Consider the following 15,485-nt stretch of genomic DNA (forward strand, 5'->3'; position numbering starts at 1 on the left):
AAGTTGCCTTCTTCTGTCCGGTATGGAAGGGATGCTAGAAGTCGGTTTTGCTAGCGCCTACTGTCAGACCTGACAGTGACGACCAACGGTGATCCGCTTTGGGGAAGCGAGCTAGTGTCATTTGCATTGTCGATACGGGTGTGTGGCATACCCCTATATGTTTTTTCATCTTCCTTTCCTTACCGTTTCTCATCTGCGGGTGTATCGTATTCGCCTTTTGCGGGCCCACCGGTCCGTCGCAGATCCAGAGGTAGTTGCGTTCATGTCTTTCACGCGTCGCCAAATACTCGGTGGCCTGGCCGGTCTTGTTGTCGTTGGTGTGGGGGCGGGAGGCGCGTCGCGGTACTGGCTGGGGAAAATGGCCGATGCCGAGGCCGGTCACGACTACGAGCTGATCGCGGCGCCTTTGGACGTGGAGCTGGTGGCCGGGCACAAGACCCAGGCCTGGGCGTTTGGCCCCTCGGCACCGGGGACGGAGTTGCGGGTGCGTCAGGGCGAGTGGTTGCGGGTTCGCTTTATCAACCATTTGCCGGTCGCGACGACCATTCACTGGCACGGTATCCGTTTGCCGCTGGAGATGGACGGCGTACCTTATGTCTCGCAACTGCCGGTGCTGCCGGGTGAGTACTTCGACTACAAATTCCGCGTGCCGGACGCCGGCAGCTATTGGTATCACCCCCACGTCAACAGCAGCGAAGAACTCGGGCGCGGGCTGGTGGGGCCGCTGATCGTTGAAGAGCGCGAGCCCACCGGTTTCAAATTCGAACAGACCCTGAGCCTCAAGAGCTGGCACGTGGACGAGCAGGGCCAGTTCGTCGAATTCAGCATTCCCCGCGAGGCTGCGCGTGGTGGTACGGCTGGACGGTTGTCGACCATCAACGGCGTGCCGCAGGCGGTAATCGATCTGCCGGCAGGGCAGATTACCCGGGTGCGTTTGCTCAACCTCGACAACACGCTTACCTATCGCATCAACATTCCAGGCGTAGAGGCGCAGATCTATGCGTTGGATGGCAACCCCATCGAGCCGCGTCCGCTGGGCAAGGAATACTGGCTGGGGCCAGGCATGCGCATTTGCCTGGCGATCAAGGCCCCGCCGGCCGGTGAAGAATTGTCGCTGCGCAATGGCCCGGTGCGCTTGGGGACCCTGCGTTCGGTGCCAAACAATGACGCGCCGACCCCATGGCCACCAGCATTGCCGCCCAACCCGGTGGCCGAGCCGGACCTGGCCAATGCCGAGAAACTCAACTTCAATTTCGAATGGGTTGGCTCGGTGTCGGTCAATGTCGACAACGGCAAGCCGCCGAGCTTGTGGCAAATCAACGGCAAGGCCTGGGACATTACCGACAAGACCTGTTCCGACCGGCCGATCGCCACGCTGAAGAAAGGCCAGAGCTACATTTTCGAATTGAAAAACATGACCCAGTACCAGCACCCGATCCATTTGCACGGCATGAGCTTCAAGGTGATTGCGTCGAACCGGCACAAGGTGGTGCCGTATTTCACAGACACCTACTTGCTGGGCAAGAACGAGCGGGCGCAGGTGGCGCTGGTGGCGGATAATCCAGGCGTGTGGATGTTCCACTGCCATGTGATCGACCACATGGAAACCGGCCTGATGGCCGCCATCGAGGTGGCGTGATGCGCCAGATTCGTCCCGCCAAGATCATTGATCGTAGCCGTGACCAGGATTTCATGCGCGAAGCCCTGGCCCTCGCCGCACAGGGCGCCGCCTTGGGCGAAGTGCCGGTGGGCGCGGTGTTGGTGCAGGATGGCGAAATCATCGGGCGTGGTTTCAACTGCCCGATCAGCGGCCACGACCCCAGCGCCCATGCCGAAATGGTCGCCATCCGTGCCGCCGCCCAGGCGGTGAGCAACTATCGCCTGCCGGGTAGCACCCTTTATGTCACGTTGGAGCCGTGCAGCATGTGCGCCGGGCTGATCGTGCATTCACGCATCGCCCGGGTCGTCTACGGCGCATTGGAGCCCAAGGCCGGAATCGTGCAGAGTCAGGGGCAGTTTTTCAGCCAGGGGTTCTTGAACCATCGGGTACTGTTCGAGGGCGGGGTGCTGGCTGAGGAGTGCAGCACGGTGCTGAGTGAGTTCTTCAAGACACGAAGAGCCAAATCGCAAGGTTGAACACATACCCTTGTGGCGAGGGAGCTTGCTCCCGCTGGGCTGCGCAGCAGCCCCAAACCGTTCAACACAGTGCATCAGGAAAAACGGTTGGCAGCTTTTACGACTGCTGCGCAGCCGAGCGGGAGCAAGCTCCCTCGCCACAATGATTGGCAGCCCTTAAGTGAGTAGGTTGCTCTCCCACAGGGGGCTCGGGCGATTTATTTGCGCGCCACAATCACCGCCCGCATCGGCGCTGGCAGCCCTTCGACGGTTTTGCTGTGGTCGGCGGGGTCGAGGAAGTCACTTAGGGATTGATATTTCATCCATTCGGTGCCGCGCTGTTCCTCCACGGTCGTCAGGCTCACGTCCACGCAGCGCACGTCGCTGAACCCGGCGCGACGCAGCCAGCGCTCCAAGGCCGGAACCGATGGCAGGAACCACACGTTGCGCATCTGCGCGTAGCGATCTTCGGGCACCAGCACTTGATGCTCGTCGCCCTCGATCACCAGGGTTTCCAGCACCAGTTCGCCGCCCTTGACCAGGCAATCCTTCAAAGCAAGTAGATGCTCGATTGGCGAGCGGCGGTGGTAGAACACGCCCATGGAAAACACCGTATCGAAGCCTTCGAGCTCTGGCGGCAGGGCCTCGAAGGGGAACGGCAGATGCCAGGCGTTGGGCTGGGACAGGTAGCGCTGTACCGCCTGGAACTGGCAGAAGAACAGCCAGTTCGGGTCGACGCCGATCACCGTGTCGGCTCCGGCGCCCAGCATGCGCCACATGTAGTATCCGTTGCCGCAACCAACGTCGAGGATCCGCTTGCCCTTGAGATCCAGATGCGGGGCGACGCGCGACCATTTCCAATCCGAGCGCCATTCGGTATCCACATGCACGCCAAACAGATCGAACGGACCCTTGCGCCAAGGCGAAAGGCCCATCAACGCGGTACGCATTTGGGCGCGGGTTTCGTCGGAGCAATCGGCGTCCAGCGTCAGCCCATTCAGCAAATCCACCGTGGTGGGCTGCAAGAGCGGCAGCGCATCGAGGGCGCTTTGCCAACGCTCCAGGTCGCCGTGACCCTTCTCCATCTTGACGTCGAGCTGCGTTTGCAACGTCGCGGCCCAGTCGGCCAGAGGTGTGCCGGCCAGATGGCGGGCGAGGGGAGACAGATCGATCATGGCAGGGCAATCAACGAGGCAAAGTTAAGACACTGGAACCACGGCACGACTTTCGAGAACCCGGCGGCCAGCAGGCGCTCGCGGTGCTCTTCGAGGCTGTCGGGCTTCATGACGTTTTCGATGGCGCTGCGTTTCTGGGCGATTTCCAGTTCGCTGTAGCCGTTGGCGCGCTTGAACGCCACGTGCAGCTCGGTGAGCAACGCGTGTTCCTCGGCATCGTTGAAGCGCAGCTTCTCCGAAAGGATCAGGGCGCCGCCGGGTAGCAACGATTGGCGAATGCGGCCCAATAGCGCGGTGCGCTGGTCCGGCGCGATGAATTGCAGGGTGAAGTTCAACGCCACCACCGAGGCCGGTTGAAACGTCAGGGCCAGGATGTCACCTTCGATCACTTCCACCGGCAGCAGCTCTTGGAACATCGAGTCCTGGCCGTTGAGGTATTCGCGGCAGCGCTCGACCATGGCCGAAGAGTTATCCACCGCAATCACCCGGCAACCCTCGGTGCGCACGTGGCGGCGCAATGCCTGGGTCACCGCTCCGAGGGAGGAGCCCAGGTCATAAAGCACGCTGTTGGGCTGGGCAAATTGCGCCGCGAGCACGCCGAGGTTCTCGACAATGGTCGGGTAGCCTGGCACTGACCGCTTGATCATGTCCGGGAACACCCGCACCACGTCTTCATTGAAGGCGAAGTCGGGCACCTGGGCCAAGGGTTGGGCGAATAGGCGATCGGGCTCTTTGCTCACGGCGGTTCCAGCGGCTGGGGTGTTGAAAAGGCCGGCATTTTAACCAGAAAAATGCTGCTTTAGTGCGGCTTTCGGGGGAACGCCGATGCGGTGATGCCCCACTGTCCCAGCCAGTAACTGATGATGATCAGGTAGGGCGCGGCATGGAACGGCGCCACGAACCGGTTGATCCCGATCAGGCTGTCGGAAAAGACAAACCCCAGCGCTCCAACGGCTGCGAGCAGGGCCGAGCGTTTCGGCACCTCGGTCCCCAAGCGCGCCAGGGCCCTCCAGAGCATAGCGCTGATGACCAAGCCATAGACGACCACCGGCACCAGCAGCGGCCCGAGGCCGTTCGACACCAGTATTCCCAACAGCAAGGCGCCAATGAACAAGGCAATCGTCAACGGCATGAGCGCCGGGCGGCGGCAGTCACTGAGGTAGGCTTTCAAATAGGCCAGGTGAGCCAACAAAAAAGCGCCGAGCCCCAATACAAACAAATCTCCTGGCCAGGCCAGCAATACGTCGCCCACCACTGAAAATATCAGGCCCAGGCTTATCCAGCGTCGGTATTCGCCCGGCGGCGCGTCGTGCAGCCAGCCCAGCAGGGCCAGCACCGGCATTGGCTTGACCAGCAGGCACAGCAACGTGGCATGCACGCTCAGGCCATATAGAAAGGTGGCCGCACCCATCAGCGCGAGGATCAGCCAACCCACAGTCATTTCACCGAAATAGCGCAGTCAAACGTTTCCACGGGTGGCACTTCGGGTGCCCATGGCTGTTGATAAGTCAGGCGCAAGCGCCCGGTGCCGGCGTCGAACGCCTGGAAGCGCCAAGTCGAGACACCGGCGGCGCCGACGATGCCGGCGTCTTCCGGGTTACGGTAAACCTCGGGGCCGAGGCCTTTGAGAACACCGCCGGCCGAATCCTGGATGCTCCAGCGATAACCGGTGGTGGGATTGCTCGGCAAACTCAGGATCAGGTTCTGCCCGTTTTTGAGCTGCACCGGGCATTGGCTCTGTTTTTCCACCGTCACATTGTGTTTCGGCTGTGTGGCGCAGGCGCTCAGCAAGGCGAGGCTGACGGGGACAAGCAGGCGGGTGAGGGACATAAGGGCTCCGGCATTCACGACGAACGGCGAGCATAACCGAAGATGCTACTGGGTGTGTCAGCTGGAGATGTGTTGTTTGTTAAGGCCTCATCGCGAGCAAGCTCGCTCCCACAGGGGATTTGTGGTGTTCACAGCATTTGTGATCCACACCGAACCCTGTGGGAGCGAGCTTGCTCGCGATGAGGCCAGTCCAGCCGCTACAGGAACATCAGAACAACACCTTCACCACATCCGCAAACCGCTTGGCAAAGTGCACCGTGACGCCTTCCTTCAGGTAGTCCGGCAGCTCCTCGAAGTTGCCACGGTTGGCTTCCGGCAGGATCAACTCATTGATTTTCTGCCGGCGCGCCGCGATGACCTTTTCGCGTACGCCGCCAATCGGCAGGACGTGGCCGGTAAGTGTCAATTCGCCAGTCATGGCCACGCCTTTCTTCGCCGGCTGGTTGCGCGCAAGGGACAGCAAGGCGCTGGCCATGGTTACGCCGGCACTCGGGCCGTCCTTGGGCGTGGCGCCTTCCGGTACGTGCAGGTGCACGAAGGCCTCGTCAAAGAACTTCGGATCGCCACCGAACTGCTTCAGGTGGGAGCTGACGTAGCTGTGGGCTATCTCCGCAGACTCCTTCATCACCTCGCCCAGTTGCCCGGTGAGCTTGAAGCCGCGATTGAGAGTGTGGATCCGCGTTGCCTCGATCGGCAACGTGGCGCCGCCCATGCTGGTCCAGGCCAGGCCGGTGATGACCCCGACGCCAGACAGCACCTGCTCGTTGCGAAATACCGGTTTGCCCAGGGAGGCTTCGAGATCCTTGGGCCCGAGCTTGATCACGGCTTTTGGATCCTCGATCAGTTTCATCACGGCCTTGCGCACCAGTTTGCCCAGTTGTTTCTCCAACTGGCGTACCCCGGCTTCCCGGGCGTAGCCGTCGATCAGGGCCTTCAGGGCGCTATCGTTGATGCTCAGGCTGCCCTTGGACACGCCGGCCTTGGCCAGTTGCTTGGGCCACAAGTGACGCTTGGCGATGGCAACCTTCTCTTCGGTGATGTAGCCCGACAGGCGAATGACTTCCATGCGGTCCAGCAGCGGGCCGGGGATCGAGTCGAGGGTGTTGGCGGTGCACACAAAGAGCACTTTCGACAGGTCCAGGCGCATGTCCAGGTAATGATCGAGGAATTCGACATTCTGCTCGGGGTCGAGGGTTTCCAGCAGCGCGGATGCTGGGTCGCCCTGGTAGCTCTGGCCCATCTTGTCGATTTCGTCGAGCATGATCACCGGGTTCATCACTTCGACATCCTTGAGCGCCTGCACCAGCTTGCCCGGCTGGGCACCGATGTAGGTGCGCCGATGACCCTTGATCTCGGCTTCATCGCGCATGCCGCCGACACTGAAGCGATAGAACGGCCGCCCGAGGGATTCGGCAATGGATTTACCGACGCTGGTCTTGCCCACGCCGGGCGGGCCCACCAGCAACACAATGGAACCGCTGATCTCACCCTTGTACGCGCCCACGGCGAGGAATTCCAGGATGCGCTCCTTGATGTCGCCCAGCCCGGCGTGGTGCTGGTCGAGAATCTTGCGCGCATGCTTGAGATCGAGCTTGTCCTGGCCATACACGCCCCAAGGCACTGATGTTGCCCAGTCCAGGTAATTGCGTGTGACGGCGTACTCCGGTGAGCCGGTTTCCAGGATGGAGAGTTTGTTCATTTCCTCTTCGATGCGCTTCTCGGCCTGGGCCGGCAATACCTTGCCTTCAAGGCGCTGTTCGAACTGTTCCAGGTCTGCGCTACGGTCGTCCTTGGTCAGACCCAGCTCCTGCTGGATGACCTTGAGTTGTTCCTTGAGGAAGAACTGGCGCTGATGTTCGCCGATCTTGCTGTTGACCTCGGCGGAAATTTCTTTCTGCAACCGCGCGACCTCGACCTCCTTGCGCAGCATCGGCAGGACTTTTTCCATGCGCTTGAGCATCGGCACGCAATCGAGTACTTCCTGCAATTCGCTGCCGGTGGCGGAGGTGAGCGCGGCGGCGAAATCGGTCAGCGGTGACGGGTCGTTGGGGCTGAAGCGGTTGAGGTAGTTTTTCAGCTCTTCGCTATACAGCGGGTTGAGCGGCAGCAGCTCCTTGATCGCGTTGATCAGCGCCATGCCATAGGCCTTGACCTCGTCGGTCGGCTCGCTCGGCTGGTGCGGGTATTCGACTTCCACCAGGTACGGTGGGCGGTGGTGCTTGAGCCAGGTGCGGATGCGCACGCGGGTCAGGCCCTGGGCAACGAACTGCAATTTGCCGGCTTCACGGCTGGCGTGGTGGACCTTTACCAGCGTGCCGTAGAGCGGCAGCTTTGAAGTGTCGAAATGGCGCGGGTCTTCCTGGGGTGAGTCCATGAAGAACAGCGCCAGGGAATGATGTTCGGACTTGGCCACCAGTTCCAGGGTTTCGGCCCACGGCTCTTCGTTGACGATGACCGGCAGCACCTGGGCCGGGAAGAACGGGCGGTTGTGGATAGGAATGATGTAGACCTTGTCCGGCAGGCTCTGGCCGGGCAGGGCCAGGCCGGTGCCGGAAACGGTGTGTTCGATGTGCTCGGATTCTGTGTATTCGTTATTCGCTTCAGTAGAGTGCTGGTCGCTCATGGGGCACCTGCGCAATGGGGTATGGACCTTAGATGGGGCGGGCAGGGGGTTGTTTCAATGGCGGGCAATTGTCAGCGGTTATTTCATTGATGGGTATTCAGGTGGGCGACAGGTTGGCGTGGCGAGGGGGTGCCCCCCTCGCCACGCGTTTCAGCCTACGCGGTTCAGGTCGTTGTGGCGTGTTTCCTTCAGGCACAGCACCGCGATCACGCTGAGCACCGCGGCAGCGGATACGTAACCGCCGACGTAGCTCAGGCCGCCCATCGCCACCAGCTTCTGCGCGAAGAACGGTGCCGCAGAAGCGCCGACAATGCCACCCAGGTTGTAGGCCGCCGACGCGCCGGTGTAGCGCACATGCGTAGGAAACAGCTCCGGCAGCAACGCGCCCATGGGCGCGAAGGTCACGCCCATCAGGAACAGCTCGATGCACAGGAACAGCGCCACGCTTCCCGTGGAGCCTTGAGTCAGTAGGGGCTCCATGAGGAAGCCCGAGGCCACCGCCAGCAGGCCGCCGGTGATGAGCACCGGCTTGCGGCCAAACCGGTCGCTTGCCCAGGCCGACAGCGGCGTGGCGGCGGCCATGAACAACACTGCAAAGCACAGCAGGCCGAGAAAGGTCTCGCGACTATAGCCCAGGGTCGCGACGCCATAGCTCAAGGAAAATACCGTGGAGATGTAGAACAGGGCGTAACACACCACCATCGCGGCCGCGCCAAGCAGTGTCGGCGCCCAGTACTGGCTGAACAACTCCACCAGCGGGATTTTCACCCGTTCCTGGCGGGCCATGGCGTTGGCGAACACCGGCGTCTCGTGGAGCTTGAGACGTACATAGAGGCCGACGATCACCAATACGGCGCTGAGCAAGAACGGAATCCGCCAGCCCCATGAGCGGAACTGCTCGTCATCCAGGGTCATGGCAAGGGTAAGGAACAATCCGTTGGCCGCCAGGAAACCGATGGAGGGGCCCAGTTGCGGGAACATGCCGAACCAGGCGCGCTTGCCTTTTGGGGCGTTCTCGGTGGCCAGCAAGGCCGCGCCGCCCCATTCGCCGCCAAGCCCCAACCCTTGGCCGAAACGCAAAAGGCACAAGAGAATCGGGGCCCAGGCGCCAATGCTGGCGTAGCCAGGCAGCACGCCGATGAGCGTGGTACACACGCCCATTAGCAGCAGCGAGGCCACGAGTGTCGACTTGCGCCCGATGCGGTCGCCGAAGTGGCCGAACAGCGCCGAGCCCAGGGGGCGGGCGAGAAACGCGATACCGAAGGTCAAAAAGGACGACAGCATCTGTGCCGTGCCTGAGGTCTGCGGAAAGAATACCGGTCCGATCACCAGGGCCGCGGCGGTGGCATAGACGTAGAAATCATAGAACTCGATGGCGGTGCCGATGAAGCTCGCGGTCGCCACGCGGGTGGCGGAGTTGGTCGGCTCGACAGGCACTGCTTCGTTGCAGGTAGTGGTTGTCATGCGGTTGTCCCTGACAGTCATATGCTCCGTTGGAGCGAATTATTATGGTCGAACCCCCAGGGATGTGGGCGGGTATCCCGTCGCTGTTTCGGGTAGGAACAGTCCCGGGGTTGCTGCGGATCTTGCCGATGGTGTGGCCGGAACCAGCCAAGTGCAGGGTAGGCACGAGGTTCGGGCGGGGCTGGGTAAGCGGTTTGAGTATAGGAAGGAGGCTAATGAATCAACAAGTGAGCCCGCACACAATATTGAGGCGTGCGCCGAGCTTTTTGTGGCGAGGGAGCTTGCTCCCGCTGGGCTGCGAAGCGGCCCTGAAACCTGATCACTCGGTGTGTCAGGCAGGTTGGAGGGGGGGGCTGCTTTTGGGGCTGCTGCGCAGCCCAGCGGGAGCAAGCTCCCTCGCCACAAGGGCTATCAGGTCCAGACAGGGATTCAGGAAACAGCAGGCACCGAACTGTTATGCCACACCAGCACCTGGCTGACGCGGTTGTCGACGGTCTCGATGATTTCCAGGCGGTAGCGGCCGATCTTCAGGCACACCGGGCTTTCCGGGATGGTTTCCAATGCTTCGGTCACCAAGCCATTGAGCGTCTTGGGGCCGTCGCAGGGCAAATGCCAACCGAGGGTCTTGTTCAGCTCGCGGATCGACGCGGCGCCATCGATCATCAAGCGGCCGTCGGGTTGGGGATGAACGTGGGGATTGTCGAGGCTGTGCTCGCTTTCGAACTCGCCGACAATCTCCTCCAGGATGTCCTCCAGGGTCACGATGCCCATGACTTCGCCATATTCGTCCACCACCATGCCCAAGCGGCGTTGCTGCTTGTGGAAGTTGAGCAGCTGCAGCTGCAGCGGGGTGCTCTCGGGAACGAAATACGGTTCGTGGCAGGCAGCCAGCAGTGCTTCCTTGGTCAGGCTCGCATCCGCCAGTAGATGGCGAACCTGGCGGGTATTGAGGACTGCTTCGACCTGGTTGATATCGCTGTGGAACACGGGCAGGCGGGTTCGCCGATTCAGGCGCAACTGCTCGATGATGTCGCCGATGGGGTCGTCGAGATTGATCCCGTCCACCTCGCTGCGAGGGACGAGGATGTCGTTGACGGTGATGTTGTCCAGCGCGTGGATACCGGAAACCGGATGCACCCGACCGCTGGTCTGTTCCTGTTCCTCGGCACGCGGCGTCGCGGGGGGCTCGTCGTCGCTTTGCTGGACCGCGCCAGCCTTGCGGGCAAAAGGGCGCAGCAGCAACTGGCTGAGGCCATTGAGCAGCCAGGCCACCGGATAAACGATTTTCAACGGAACGCCCAGCAAACCGTTGCCCAGGGCCAGCACCGCATCGGGATGACGGGTGGCGAGCGTGCGTGGCAGGTAGTCGGCGAAAACCAGCAGGGCCACGCTGGTGCCGAGCCAGGCCAGCCAGGGGCCGTTTTCCAGCCAGGTGAAAATAGCCAGCCACGTGCCGATGACCACGGCGAGGGCGCGACAGAGGGTGTTGCACAGGATCAGGCTGGCCAAGGGAAAGCTGAGCTTCGCCAATGGCTTGTCGCCGGAGCGCGAGGCCCTGCGTTGGGCGAGTAGATACTGTTGGGCGGCTTCGATGGCCGTGAACAGGGCTGACCACAGGATCAGCACGACCATTACCGCAAACAATGGCCCCAAGGGCAGCCTATCCATCAGCGTCGTCCGTCAGACATGCAGGATGTATTCGCGGACCAGCTTGCTGCCGAAGTAGGCCAGCATCAGCAGGCAGAATCCCGCCAGGGTCCAACGAATGGCTTTGTGGCCACGCCAGCCGAGGCGGTTGCGACCCCACAGCAGCACGCTGAAAACGACCCACGCCAGGCACGCCAGCAGAGTCTTGTGCACCAGATGCTGGGCGAACAGGTTCTCGACGAACAGCCAGCCGGAGATCAACGACAGCGAGAGCAGGGTCCAGCCGGCCCAGAGGAAGCCGAACAGCAGGCTTTCCATGGTTTGCAGGGGCGGGAAATTGCGGATCAGACCGGAGGGGTGCTTGTGCTTGAGCTGGTGGTCCTGCAACAGCAGGAGCAGTGCCTGGAACACCGCGATGGTGAACAGGCCGTAGGCGAGGATCGACAACAGGATATGCGCCAGGATGCCCGGTTCCTCGTCGATGATCTGCACGGTGCCCGAGGGCGCGAATTGCGCCAGCAGCACCGTGGCCAGCCCGAGGGGGAACAGCAGCACCAGCAGGTTTTCCACGGGGATGCGCGAGCAGGCCAGCAGCGTCAGCGCGATCACGGCCATGGCGATCAGGCTGGCGGCGTTGAAGAAGTCCAGGCCCAGGCCGATCGGCGTCATCAAGTGGGTGAACAGGCTGACCGCATGGCCGAGCACCGCCAGCACGCCGAGCGTGACCAGCAGGCGCTTGTTCGCCTTGGCGCCGGAGGCCAGACGGGTGCCCTGATAGAAGGTCGCAGCGGCATAAAGACAAGCGGCGGCGAGGGTTGCAAGCAAGCTGGGTGACAAGGGGAGCATAAATCCTGTTAGGCAGGCCCGAAAGGCGCTGAGTTTGGCATAGAACCCCTACCGCACGAAAGACCGCCGCAACCGACGGCGAGGTGTACGTCGCACGCTTCTTCGCTATAATCCGCGACCTGCCCACGCCGCAGGCTCGCCGAGCACATATTTCACGGTCTGGGCCGCCATTATCCCGGTCTTATCTGGGCCTGAAAGGATCGCGCATGTTTGAAAACCTAACCGACCGTCTCTCGCAGACGCTGCGCCATGTCACCGGCAAGGCGAAACTGACCGAAGACAACATCAAAGACACCTTGCGCGAAGTGCGCATGGCGTTGCTCGAAGCCGACGTTGCCCTGCCGGTGGTGAAGGACTTCGTCAATTCGGTGAAGGAACGCGCCGTCGGCACCGAAGTGTCCCGCAGCCTGACCCCGGGCCAGGCGTTCGTAAAGATCGTCCAGGCCGAGCTCGAAAGCCTGATGGGCGCCGCCAACGAAGACCTGAACCTCAGCGCCGTGCCGCCAGCGGTGGTGCTGATGGCCGGTCTGCAGGGCGCGGGCAAGACCACCACCGCCGGCAAGCTGGCGCGCTTCCTTAAGGAGCGCAAGAAGAAGTCGGTGATGGTGGTGTCGGCGGACATCTACCGTCCGGCGGCAATCAAGCAGCTGGAAACCCTGGCCAGCGATATCGGCGTGACGTTCTTTCCGTCCGACCTGAGCCAGAAGCCGGTGGACATCGCCCAGGCGGCTATAAAGGAAGCGAAGCTCAAATTCATCGACGTGGTCATCGTCGACACCGCCGGTCGCCTGCACATCGATGAAGAGATGATGGGTGAGATCAAGGCGCTGCATGCCGCGATCAACCCCGTGGAAACGCTCTTCGTGGTGGATGCCATGACCGGCCAGGACGCGGCCAACACCGCCAAGGCGTTCGGTGACGCACTGCCGCTGACCGGCGTGATCCTGACCAAGGTCGACGGCGACGCCCGTGGCGGTGCCGCGCTGTCGGTACGCGCCATCACCGGTAAGCCCATCAAGTTCATCGGCATGGGCGAGAAGAGCGAAGCGCTCGAGCCGTTCCACCCCGAGCGTATCGCTTCGCGCATCCTCGGCATGGGCGATGTGCTCAGCCTGATCGAGCAGGCCGAACAGACCCTCGACAAGGACAAGGCCGACAAACTGGCCAAGAAGCTGAAGAAGGGCAAGGGCTTCGACCTCGAAGACTTCCGCGACCAGCTGCAACAAATGAAGAACATGGGCGGCCTCGGCGGCCTCATGGACAAACTGCCGAACATCGGCGGCGTGAACCTGGCGCAGATGGGCAATGCCCAGGGCGCGGCTGAAAAGCAGTTCAAACAGATGGAAGCCATCATCAACTCCATGACCCCGGCCGAGCGCCGCGACCCTGAGCTGATCAGCGGTTCGCGCAAGCGTCGTATCGCCATGGGTTCCGGCACCCAGGTGCAGGACATCGGACGCTTGATCAAGCAGCACAAGCAGATGCAGAAGATGATGAAGAAATTCTCCGCCAAGGGCGGGATGGCCAAGATGATGCGCGGCATGGGCGGTATGTTGCCCGGCGGCGGCATGCCGAAAATGTAAAGAATCTGCGCCGGCTGTCATGTCGGCGTTGCCCCGCACGGAAGCGGGGATTTCCAGCAAACCCGCGCTACGCGGGAGCTGACCCGCCGTTTTTCATGACGGCTCTATGGCAAATCTTGATTGCACCGCGCCAGGCGCCGGAAAAAGTCATTTGCAAAAGTCCGGATATTCCTTAGAATATGCGGCCTTTCGGGCACCTATGCCCGCTGTGCATTTAGATTTGCAGCACCGACTACAGGAACGATGTTCACATGCTAACAATCCGTCTTGCCCTTGGCGGCTCCAAAAAGCGCCCGTTTTACCACCTGACCGTAACCGACAGCCGCAACCCGCGTGACGGTTCCCACAAGGAACAGGTTGGTTTCTTCAACCCTGTTGCCCGTGGTCAGGAAGTTCGTCTGTCCGTGAACCAAGAGCGCGTAGCCTACTGGCTGAGCGTTGGTGCACAACCTTCTGAGCGTGTTGCTCAGTTGTTGAAGGAATCGGCTAAGGCCGCGGCCTGAGCAATATGAACGCGACGCCAAAAGATGCCGGTGATTTGATCGTTGTCGGCAAGATCTACTCTGTACATGGCGTTCGCGGCGAAGTGAAGGTGTATTCCTTTACTGATCCGATCAAGAACCTGTTGGACTACAAAACCTGGACGCTCAAGCGCGAAGGTAGCGTGAAACAGGTGGAGCTGGTCAGCGGACGCGGGAACGACAAGTTCCTGGTCGCGAAGCTCAAGGGTCTCGATGATCGTGAAGAAGCGCGTCTTCTGGCCGGTTATGAGATCTGCGTGCCGCGCAACCTGTTCCCTGAACTGACCGACGGCGAGTACTACTGGTACCAGCTGGTGGGTCTGAAGGTCATCGACCACCTCGGGCAATTGCTCGGGAAGATCGATCATCTGCTCGAGACCGGTTCGAACGATGTCATGGTGGTCAAGCCTTGCGTCGGCAGCCTGGATGATCGCGAACGCCTGTTGCCCTATACGGAGCAATGCGTGTTGGCAGTCGACCTTGAAGCAGGCGAGATGAAGGTGGAATGGGATGCGGATTTCTAAACGTGGCTAATTTGCGCGTTGAAGTCATCACGCTGTTTCCCGAGATGTTTTCCGCCATCAGCGAATACGGCATAACCAGCCGCGCGGTGAAACAGGAGCTGTTGCAGCTCACCTGTTGGAATCCGCGAGACTACACCACGGATCGGCATCACACTGTGGACGATCGCCCGTTTGGCGGTGGTCCGGGCATGGTGATGAAGATCAAGCCCCTGGAAGATGCGCTGGTTCAGGCCAGGATGGCAGCCGGGGAGGGTGCGAAGGTGATCTACCTGTCGCCCCAAGGCCGTCAGCTGACTCAGTCGGCGGTACGCGAGCTGGCGAATTCGGATGCATTGATCCTGATTGCCGGCCGTTATGAAGGCATTGACGAGCGTTTCATTGAAGCTCATGTCGATGAAGAGTGGTCGATTGGCGACTATGTACTGTCTGGCGGCGAGCTGCCGGCGATGGTCCTGATCGATGCGGTTACACGACTGCTGCCTGGAGCTTTAGGGCATGCGGATTCCGCCGAGGAAGATTCCTTTACGGATGGTCTGCTGGATTGCCCGCACTACACCCGACCGGAGGTGTATGCGGATCAGCGTGTTCCCGACGTGTTGCTAAGTGGCAACCACGCGCACATCCGGCGTTGGCGTTTACAGCAGTCCCTTGGTCGGACCTATGAACGACGCGCCGATCTTCTGGAAAGCCGCTCGCTTTCTGGAGAAGAGAAGAAGCTGCTCGAGGAATACATCCGCGAGCGGGACGATAGTTAACAACGTATCGATGGTAAGTCCGTTGACTTGCCTTAGGAGCACAGCATGACTAACAAAATCATCCTTGCACTCGAAGCAGAGCAGATGACCAAAGAGATCCCTACCTTTGCCCCAGGCGACACCATTGTCGTTCAGGTGAAAGTGAAGGAAGGCGACCGTTCGCGTCTGCAAGCGTTCGAAGGCGTTGTTATCGCCAAGCGTAACCGCGGCGTAAACAGTGCATTCACCGTTCGTAAAATCTCCAACGGTGTTGGCGTAGAGCGTACTTTCCAGACCTACAGCCCGCAAATCGACAGCATGGCTGTGAAGCGTCGCGGTGACGTGCGTAAAGCCAAGCTGTACTACCTGCGTGACCTGTCGGGTAAAGCAGCTCGCATCAAGGAAAAACTGGCTTAAGTCCAG

Annotated in this window: 15 protein-coding genes; 7 read left to right on the forward strand and 8 right to left on the reverse strand. The window is 61.1% G+C overall.

Annotated features, from left to right (window positions below; genetic code table 11):
• The first annotated feature begins 262 nt into the window (after nucleotides 1–262).
• Both DOCECA_RS01730 and tadA read left to right on the forward strand, forming a co-directional pair.
• On the forward strand, nucleotides 263–1,639 hold the full coding sequence (locus DOCECA_RS01730) for a multicopper oxidase family protein (RefSeq protein WP_445571381.1): 1,377 nt from the start codon (nucleotides 263–265) through the stop codon (nucleotides 1,637–1,639).
• Nucleotides 1,639–2,136, forward strand: a complete 498-nt coding sequence (gene tadA, locus DOCECA_RS01735; protein WP_420764171.1) for a tRNA adenosine(34) deaminase TadA — start codon at nucleotides 1,639–1,641, stop codon at nucleotides 2,134–2,136. The genes DOCECA_RS01730 and tadA overlap by 1 nt, the downstream gene beginning before the upstream one ends.
• Nucleotides 2,137–2,333: 197 nt before the next feature.
• Here the strand turns inward: tadA and cmoB are convergent, their stop codons facing one another.
• The 8 genes from cmoB to DOCECA_RS01775 all read right to left on the reverse strand — a co-directional run bounded on the left by cmoB (nucleotide 2,334) and on the right by DOCECA_RS01775 (nucleotide 11,700).
• Complete coding sequence (cmoB, locus tag DOCECA_RS01740; RefSeq protein WP_445571382.1) at nucleotides 2,334–3,290, reverse strand: tRNA 5-methoxyuridine(34)/uridine 5-oxyacetic acid(34) synthase CmoB; 957 nt, start codon at nucleotides 3,288–3,290, stop codon at nucleotides 2,334–2,336.
• A complete protein-coding gene (gene cmoA / locus DOCECA_RS01745) occupies nucleotides 3,287–4,030 on the reverse strand; it encodes a carboxy-S-adenosyl-L-methionine synthase CmoA (protein ID WP_434562463.1) in 744 nt (247 codons plus the stop codon). Before cmoA ends, cmoB begins: the two co-directional genes overlap by 4 nt.
• Before the next feature lie 59 nt (nucleotides 4,031–4,089).
• Nucleotides 4,090–4,725, reverse strand: coding sequence for a lysoplasmalogenase (locus tag DOCECA_RS01750; RefSeq protein ID WP_420764174.1), 636 nt, complete (start codon nucleotides 4,723–4,725; stop codon nucleotides 4,090–4,092).
• A 2-nt stretch (nucleotides 4,726–4,727) separates the two neighbouring features.
• The gene (locus DOCECA_RS01755; protein ID WP_434650073.1) at nucleotides 4,728–5,120 is read right to left on the reverse strand and encodes a protease inhibitor I42 family protein; all 393 of its coding nucleotides are present in this window, start codon (nucleotides 5,118–5,120) and stop codon (nucleotides 4,728–4,730) included.
• A gap of 208 nt (nucleotides 5,121–5,328) precedes the next feature.
• Nucleotides 5,329–7,743 (reverse strand): endopeptidase La, encoded by a 2,415-nt coding sequence (gene lon / locus DOCECA_RS01760; RefSeq protein ID WP_420764176.1) that lies wholly within the window; start codon nucleotides 7,741–7,743, stop codon nucleotides 5,329–5,331.
• Nucleotides 7,744–7,893: 150 nt separating this feature from the next.
• Nucleotides 7,894–9,207 (reverse strand): MFS transporter, encoded by a 1,314-nt coding sequence (locus DOCECA_RS01765; protein WP_434562467.1) that lies wholly within the window; start codon nucleotides 9,205–9,207, stop codon nucleotides 7,894–7,896.
• A gap of 429 nt (nucleotides 9,208–9,636) precedes the next feature.
• On the reverse strand, nucleotides 9,637–10,875 hold the full coding sequence (locus DOCECA_RS01770) for a CNNM domain-containing protein (protein ID WP_434650074.1): 1,239 nt from the start codon (nucleotides 10,873–10,875) through the stop codon (nucleotides 9,637–9,639).
• 12 nt (nucleotides 10,876–10,887) lie between these two features.
• On the reverse strand, nucleotides 10,888–11,700 hold the full coding sequence (locus tag DOCECA_RS01775) for a cytochrome C assembly family protein (RefSeq protein ID WP_434562471.1): 813 nt from the start codon (nucleotides 11,698–11,700) through the stop codon (nucleotides 10,888–10,890).
• Between the two features lie 206 nt (nucleotides 11,701–11,906).
• On the opposite strand from DOCECA_RS01775, the gene ffh reads away from it, so the two are divergent.
• The 5 genes from ffh (at nucleotide 11,907) to rplS (ending at nucleotide 15,479) form a co-directional block, all read left to right on the forward strand.
• Nucleotides 11,907–13,283: a signal recognition particle protein gene (gene ffh, locus DOCECA_RS01780; RefSeq protein WP_413794151.1), complete on the forward strand. Its 1,377-nt coding sequence runs from the start codon at nucleotides 11,907–11,909 to the stop codon at nucleotides 13,281–13,283.
• Between the two features lie 251 nt (nucleotides 13,284–13,534).
• The gene (gene rpsP / locus DOCECA_RS01785) at nucleotides 13,535–13,786 is read left to right on the forward strand and encodes a 30S ribosomal protein S16 (protein ID WP_003198088.1); all 252 of its coding nucleotides are present in this window, start codon (nucleotides 13,535–13,537) and stop codon (nucleotides 13,784–13,786) included.
• 5 nt (nucleotides 13,787–13,791) lie between these two features.
• A complete protein-coding gene (gene rimM, locus DOCECA_RS01790) occupies nucleotides 13,792–14,328 on the forward strand; it encodes a ribosome maturation factor RimM (RefSeq protein ID WP_420764180.1) in 537 nt (178 codons plus the stop codon).
• Nucleotides 14,310–15,083, forward strand: coding sequence for a tRNA (guanosine(37)-N1)-methyltransferase TrmD (gene trmD, locus DOCECA_RS01795; protein WP_434562473.1), 774 nt, complete (start codon nucleotides 14,310–14,312; stop codon nucleotides 15,081–15,083). Before rimM ends, trmD begins: the two co-directional genes overlap by 19 nt.
• A gap of 45 nt (nucleotides 15,084–15,128) precedes the next feature.
• The gene (gene rplS, locus DOCECA_RS01800) at nucleotides 15,129–15,479 is read left to right on the forward strand and encodes a 50S ribosomal protein L19 (protein WP_003175895.1); all 351 of its coding nucleotides are present in this window, start codon (nucleotides 15,129–15,131) and stop codon (nucleotides 15,477–15,479) included.
• The last annotated feature ends 6 nt before the right edge of the window (nucleotides 15,480–15,485 follow it).

The organism is Pseudomonas sp. E102 (assembly GCF_052660185.1).

Excerpts from the sequence above, each read along its gene's own strand:
- trmD (WP_434562473.1), top strand. The coding sequence starts at position 14,310 with ATGGGATGCGGATTTCTAAACGTGGCTAATTTGCGCGTTGAAGTCATC.
- DOCECA_RS01775 (WP_434562471.1), bottom strand. The coding sequence starts at position 11,700 with ATGCTCCCCTTGTCACCCAGCTTGCTTGCAACCCTCGCCGCCGCTTGT.
- DOCECA_RS01755 (WP_434650073.1), bottom strand. The coding sequence starts at position 5,120 with ATGTCCCTCACCCGCCTGCTTGTCCCCGTCAGCCTCGCCTTGCTGAGC.
- DOCECA_RS01730 (WP_445571381.1), top strand. The coding sequence starts at position 263 with ATGTCTTTCACGCGTCGCCAAATACTCGGTGGCCTGGCCGGTCTTGTT.
- tadA (WP_420764171.1), top strand. The coding sequence starts at position 1,639 with ATGCGCCAGATTCGTCCCGCCAAGATCATTGATCGTAGCCGTGACCAG.
- rimM (WP_420764180.1), top strand. The coding sequence starts at position 13,792 with ATGAACGCGACGCCAAAAGATGCCGGTGATTTGATCGTTGTCGGCAAG.
- cmoB (WP_445571382.1), bottom strand. The coding sequence starts at position 3,290 with ATGATCGATCTGTCTCCCCTCGCCCGCCATCTGGCCGGCACACCTCTG.
- ffh (WP_413794151.1), top strand. The coding sequence starts at position 11,907 with ATGTTTGAAAACCTAACCGACCGTCTCTCGCAGACGCTGCGCCATGTC.
- lon (WP_420764176.1), bottom strand. The coding sequence starts at position 7,743 with ATGAGCGACCAGCACTCTACTGAAGCGAATAACGAATACACAGAATCC.
- rplS (WP_003175895.1), top strand. The coding sequence starts at position 15,129 with ATGACTAACAAAATCATCCTTGCACTCGAAGCAGAGCAGATGACCAAA.
- DOCECA_RS01770 (WP_434650074.1), bottom strand. The coding sequence starts at position 10,875 with ATGGATAGGCTGCCCTTGGGGCCATTGTTTGCGGTAATGGTCGTGCTG.
- rpsP (WP_003198088.1), top strand. The coding sequence starts at position 13,535 with ATGCTAACAATCCGTCTTGCCCTTGGCGGCTCCAAAAAGCGCCCGTTT.
- DOCECA_RS01765 (WP_434562467.1), bottom strand. The coding sequence starts at position 9,207 with ATGACAACCACTACCTGCAACGAAGCAGTGCCTGTCGAGCCGACCAAC.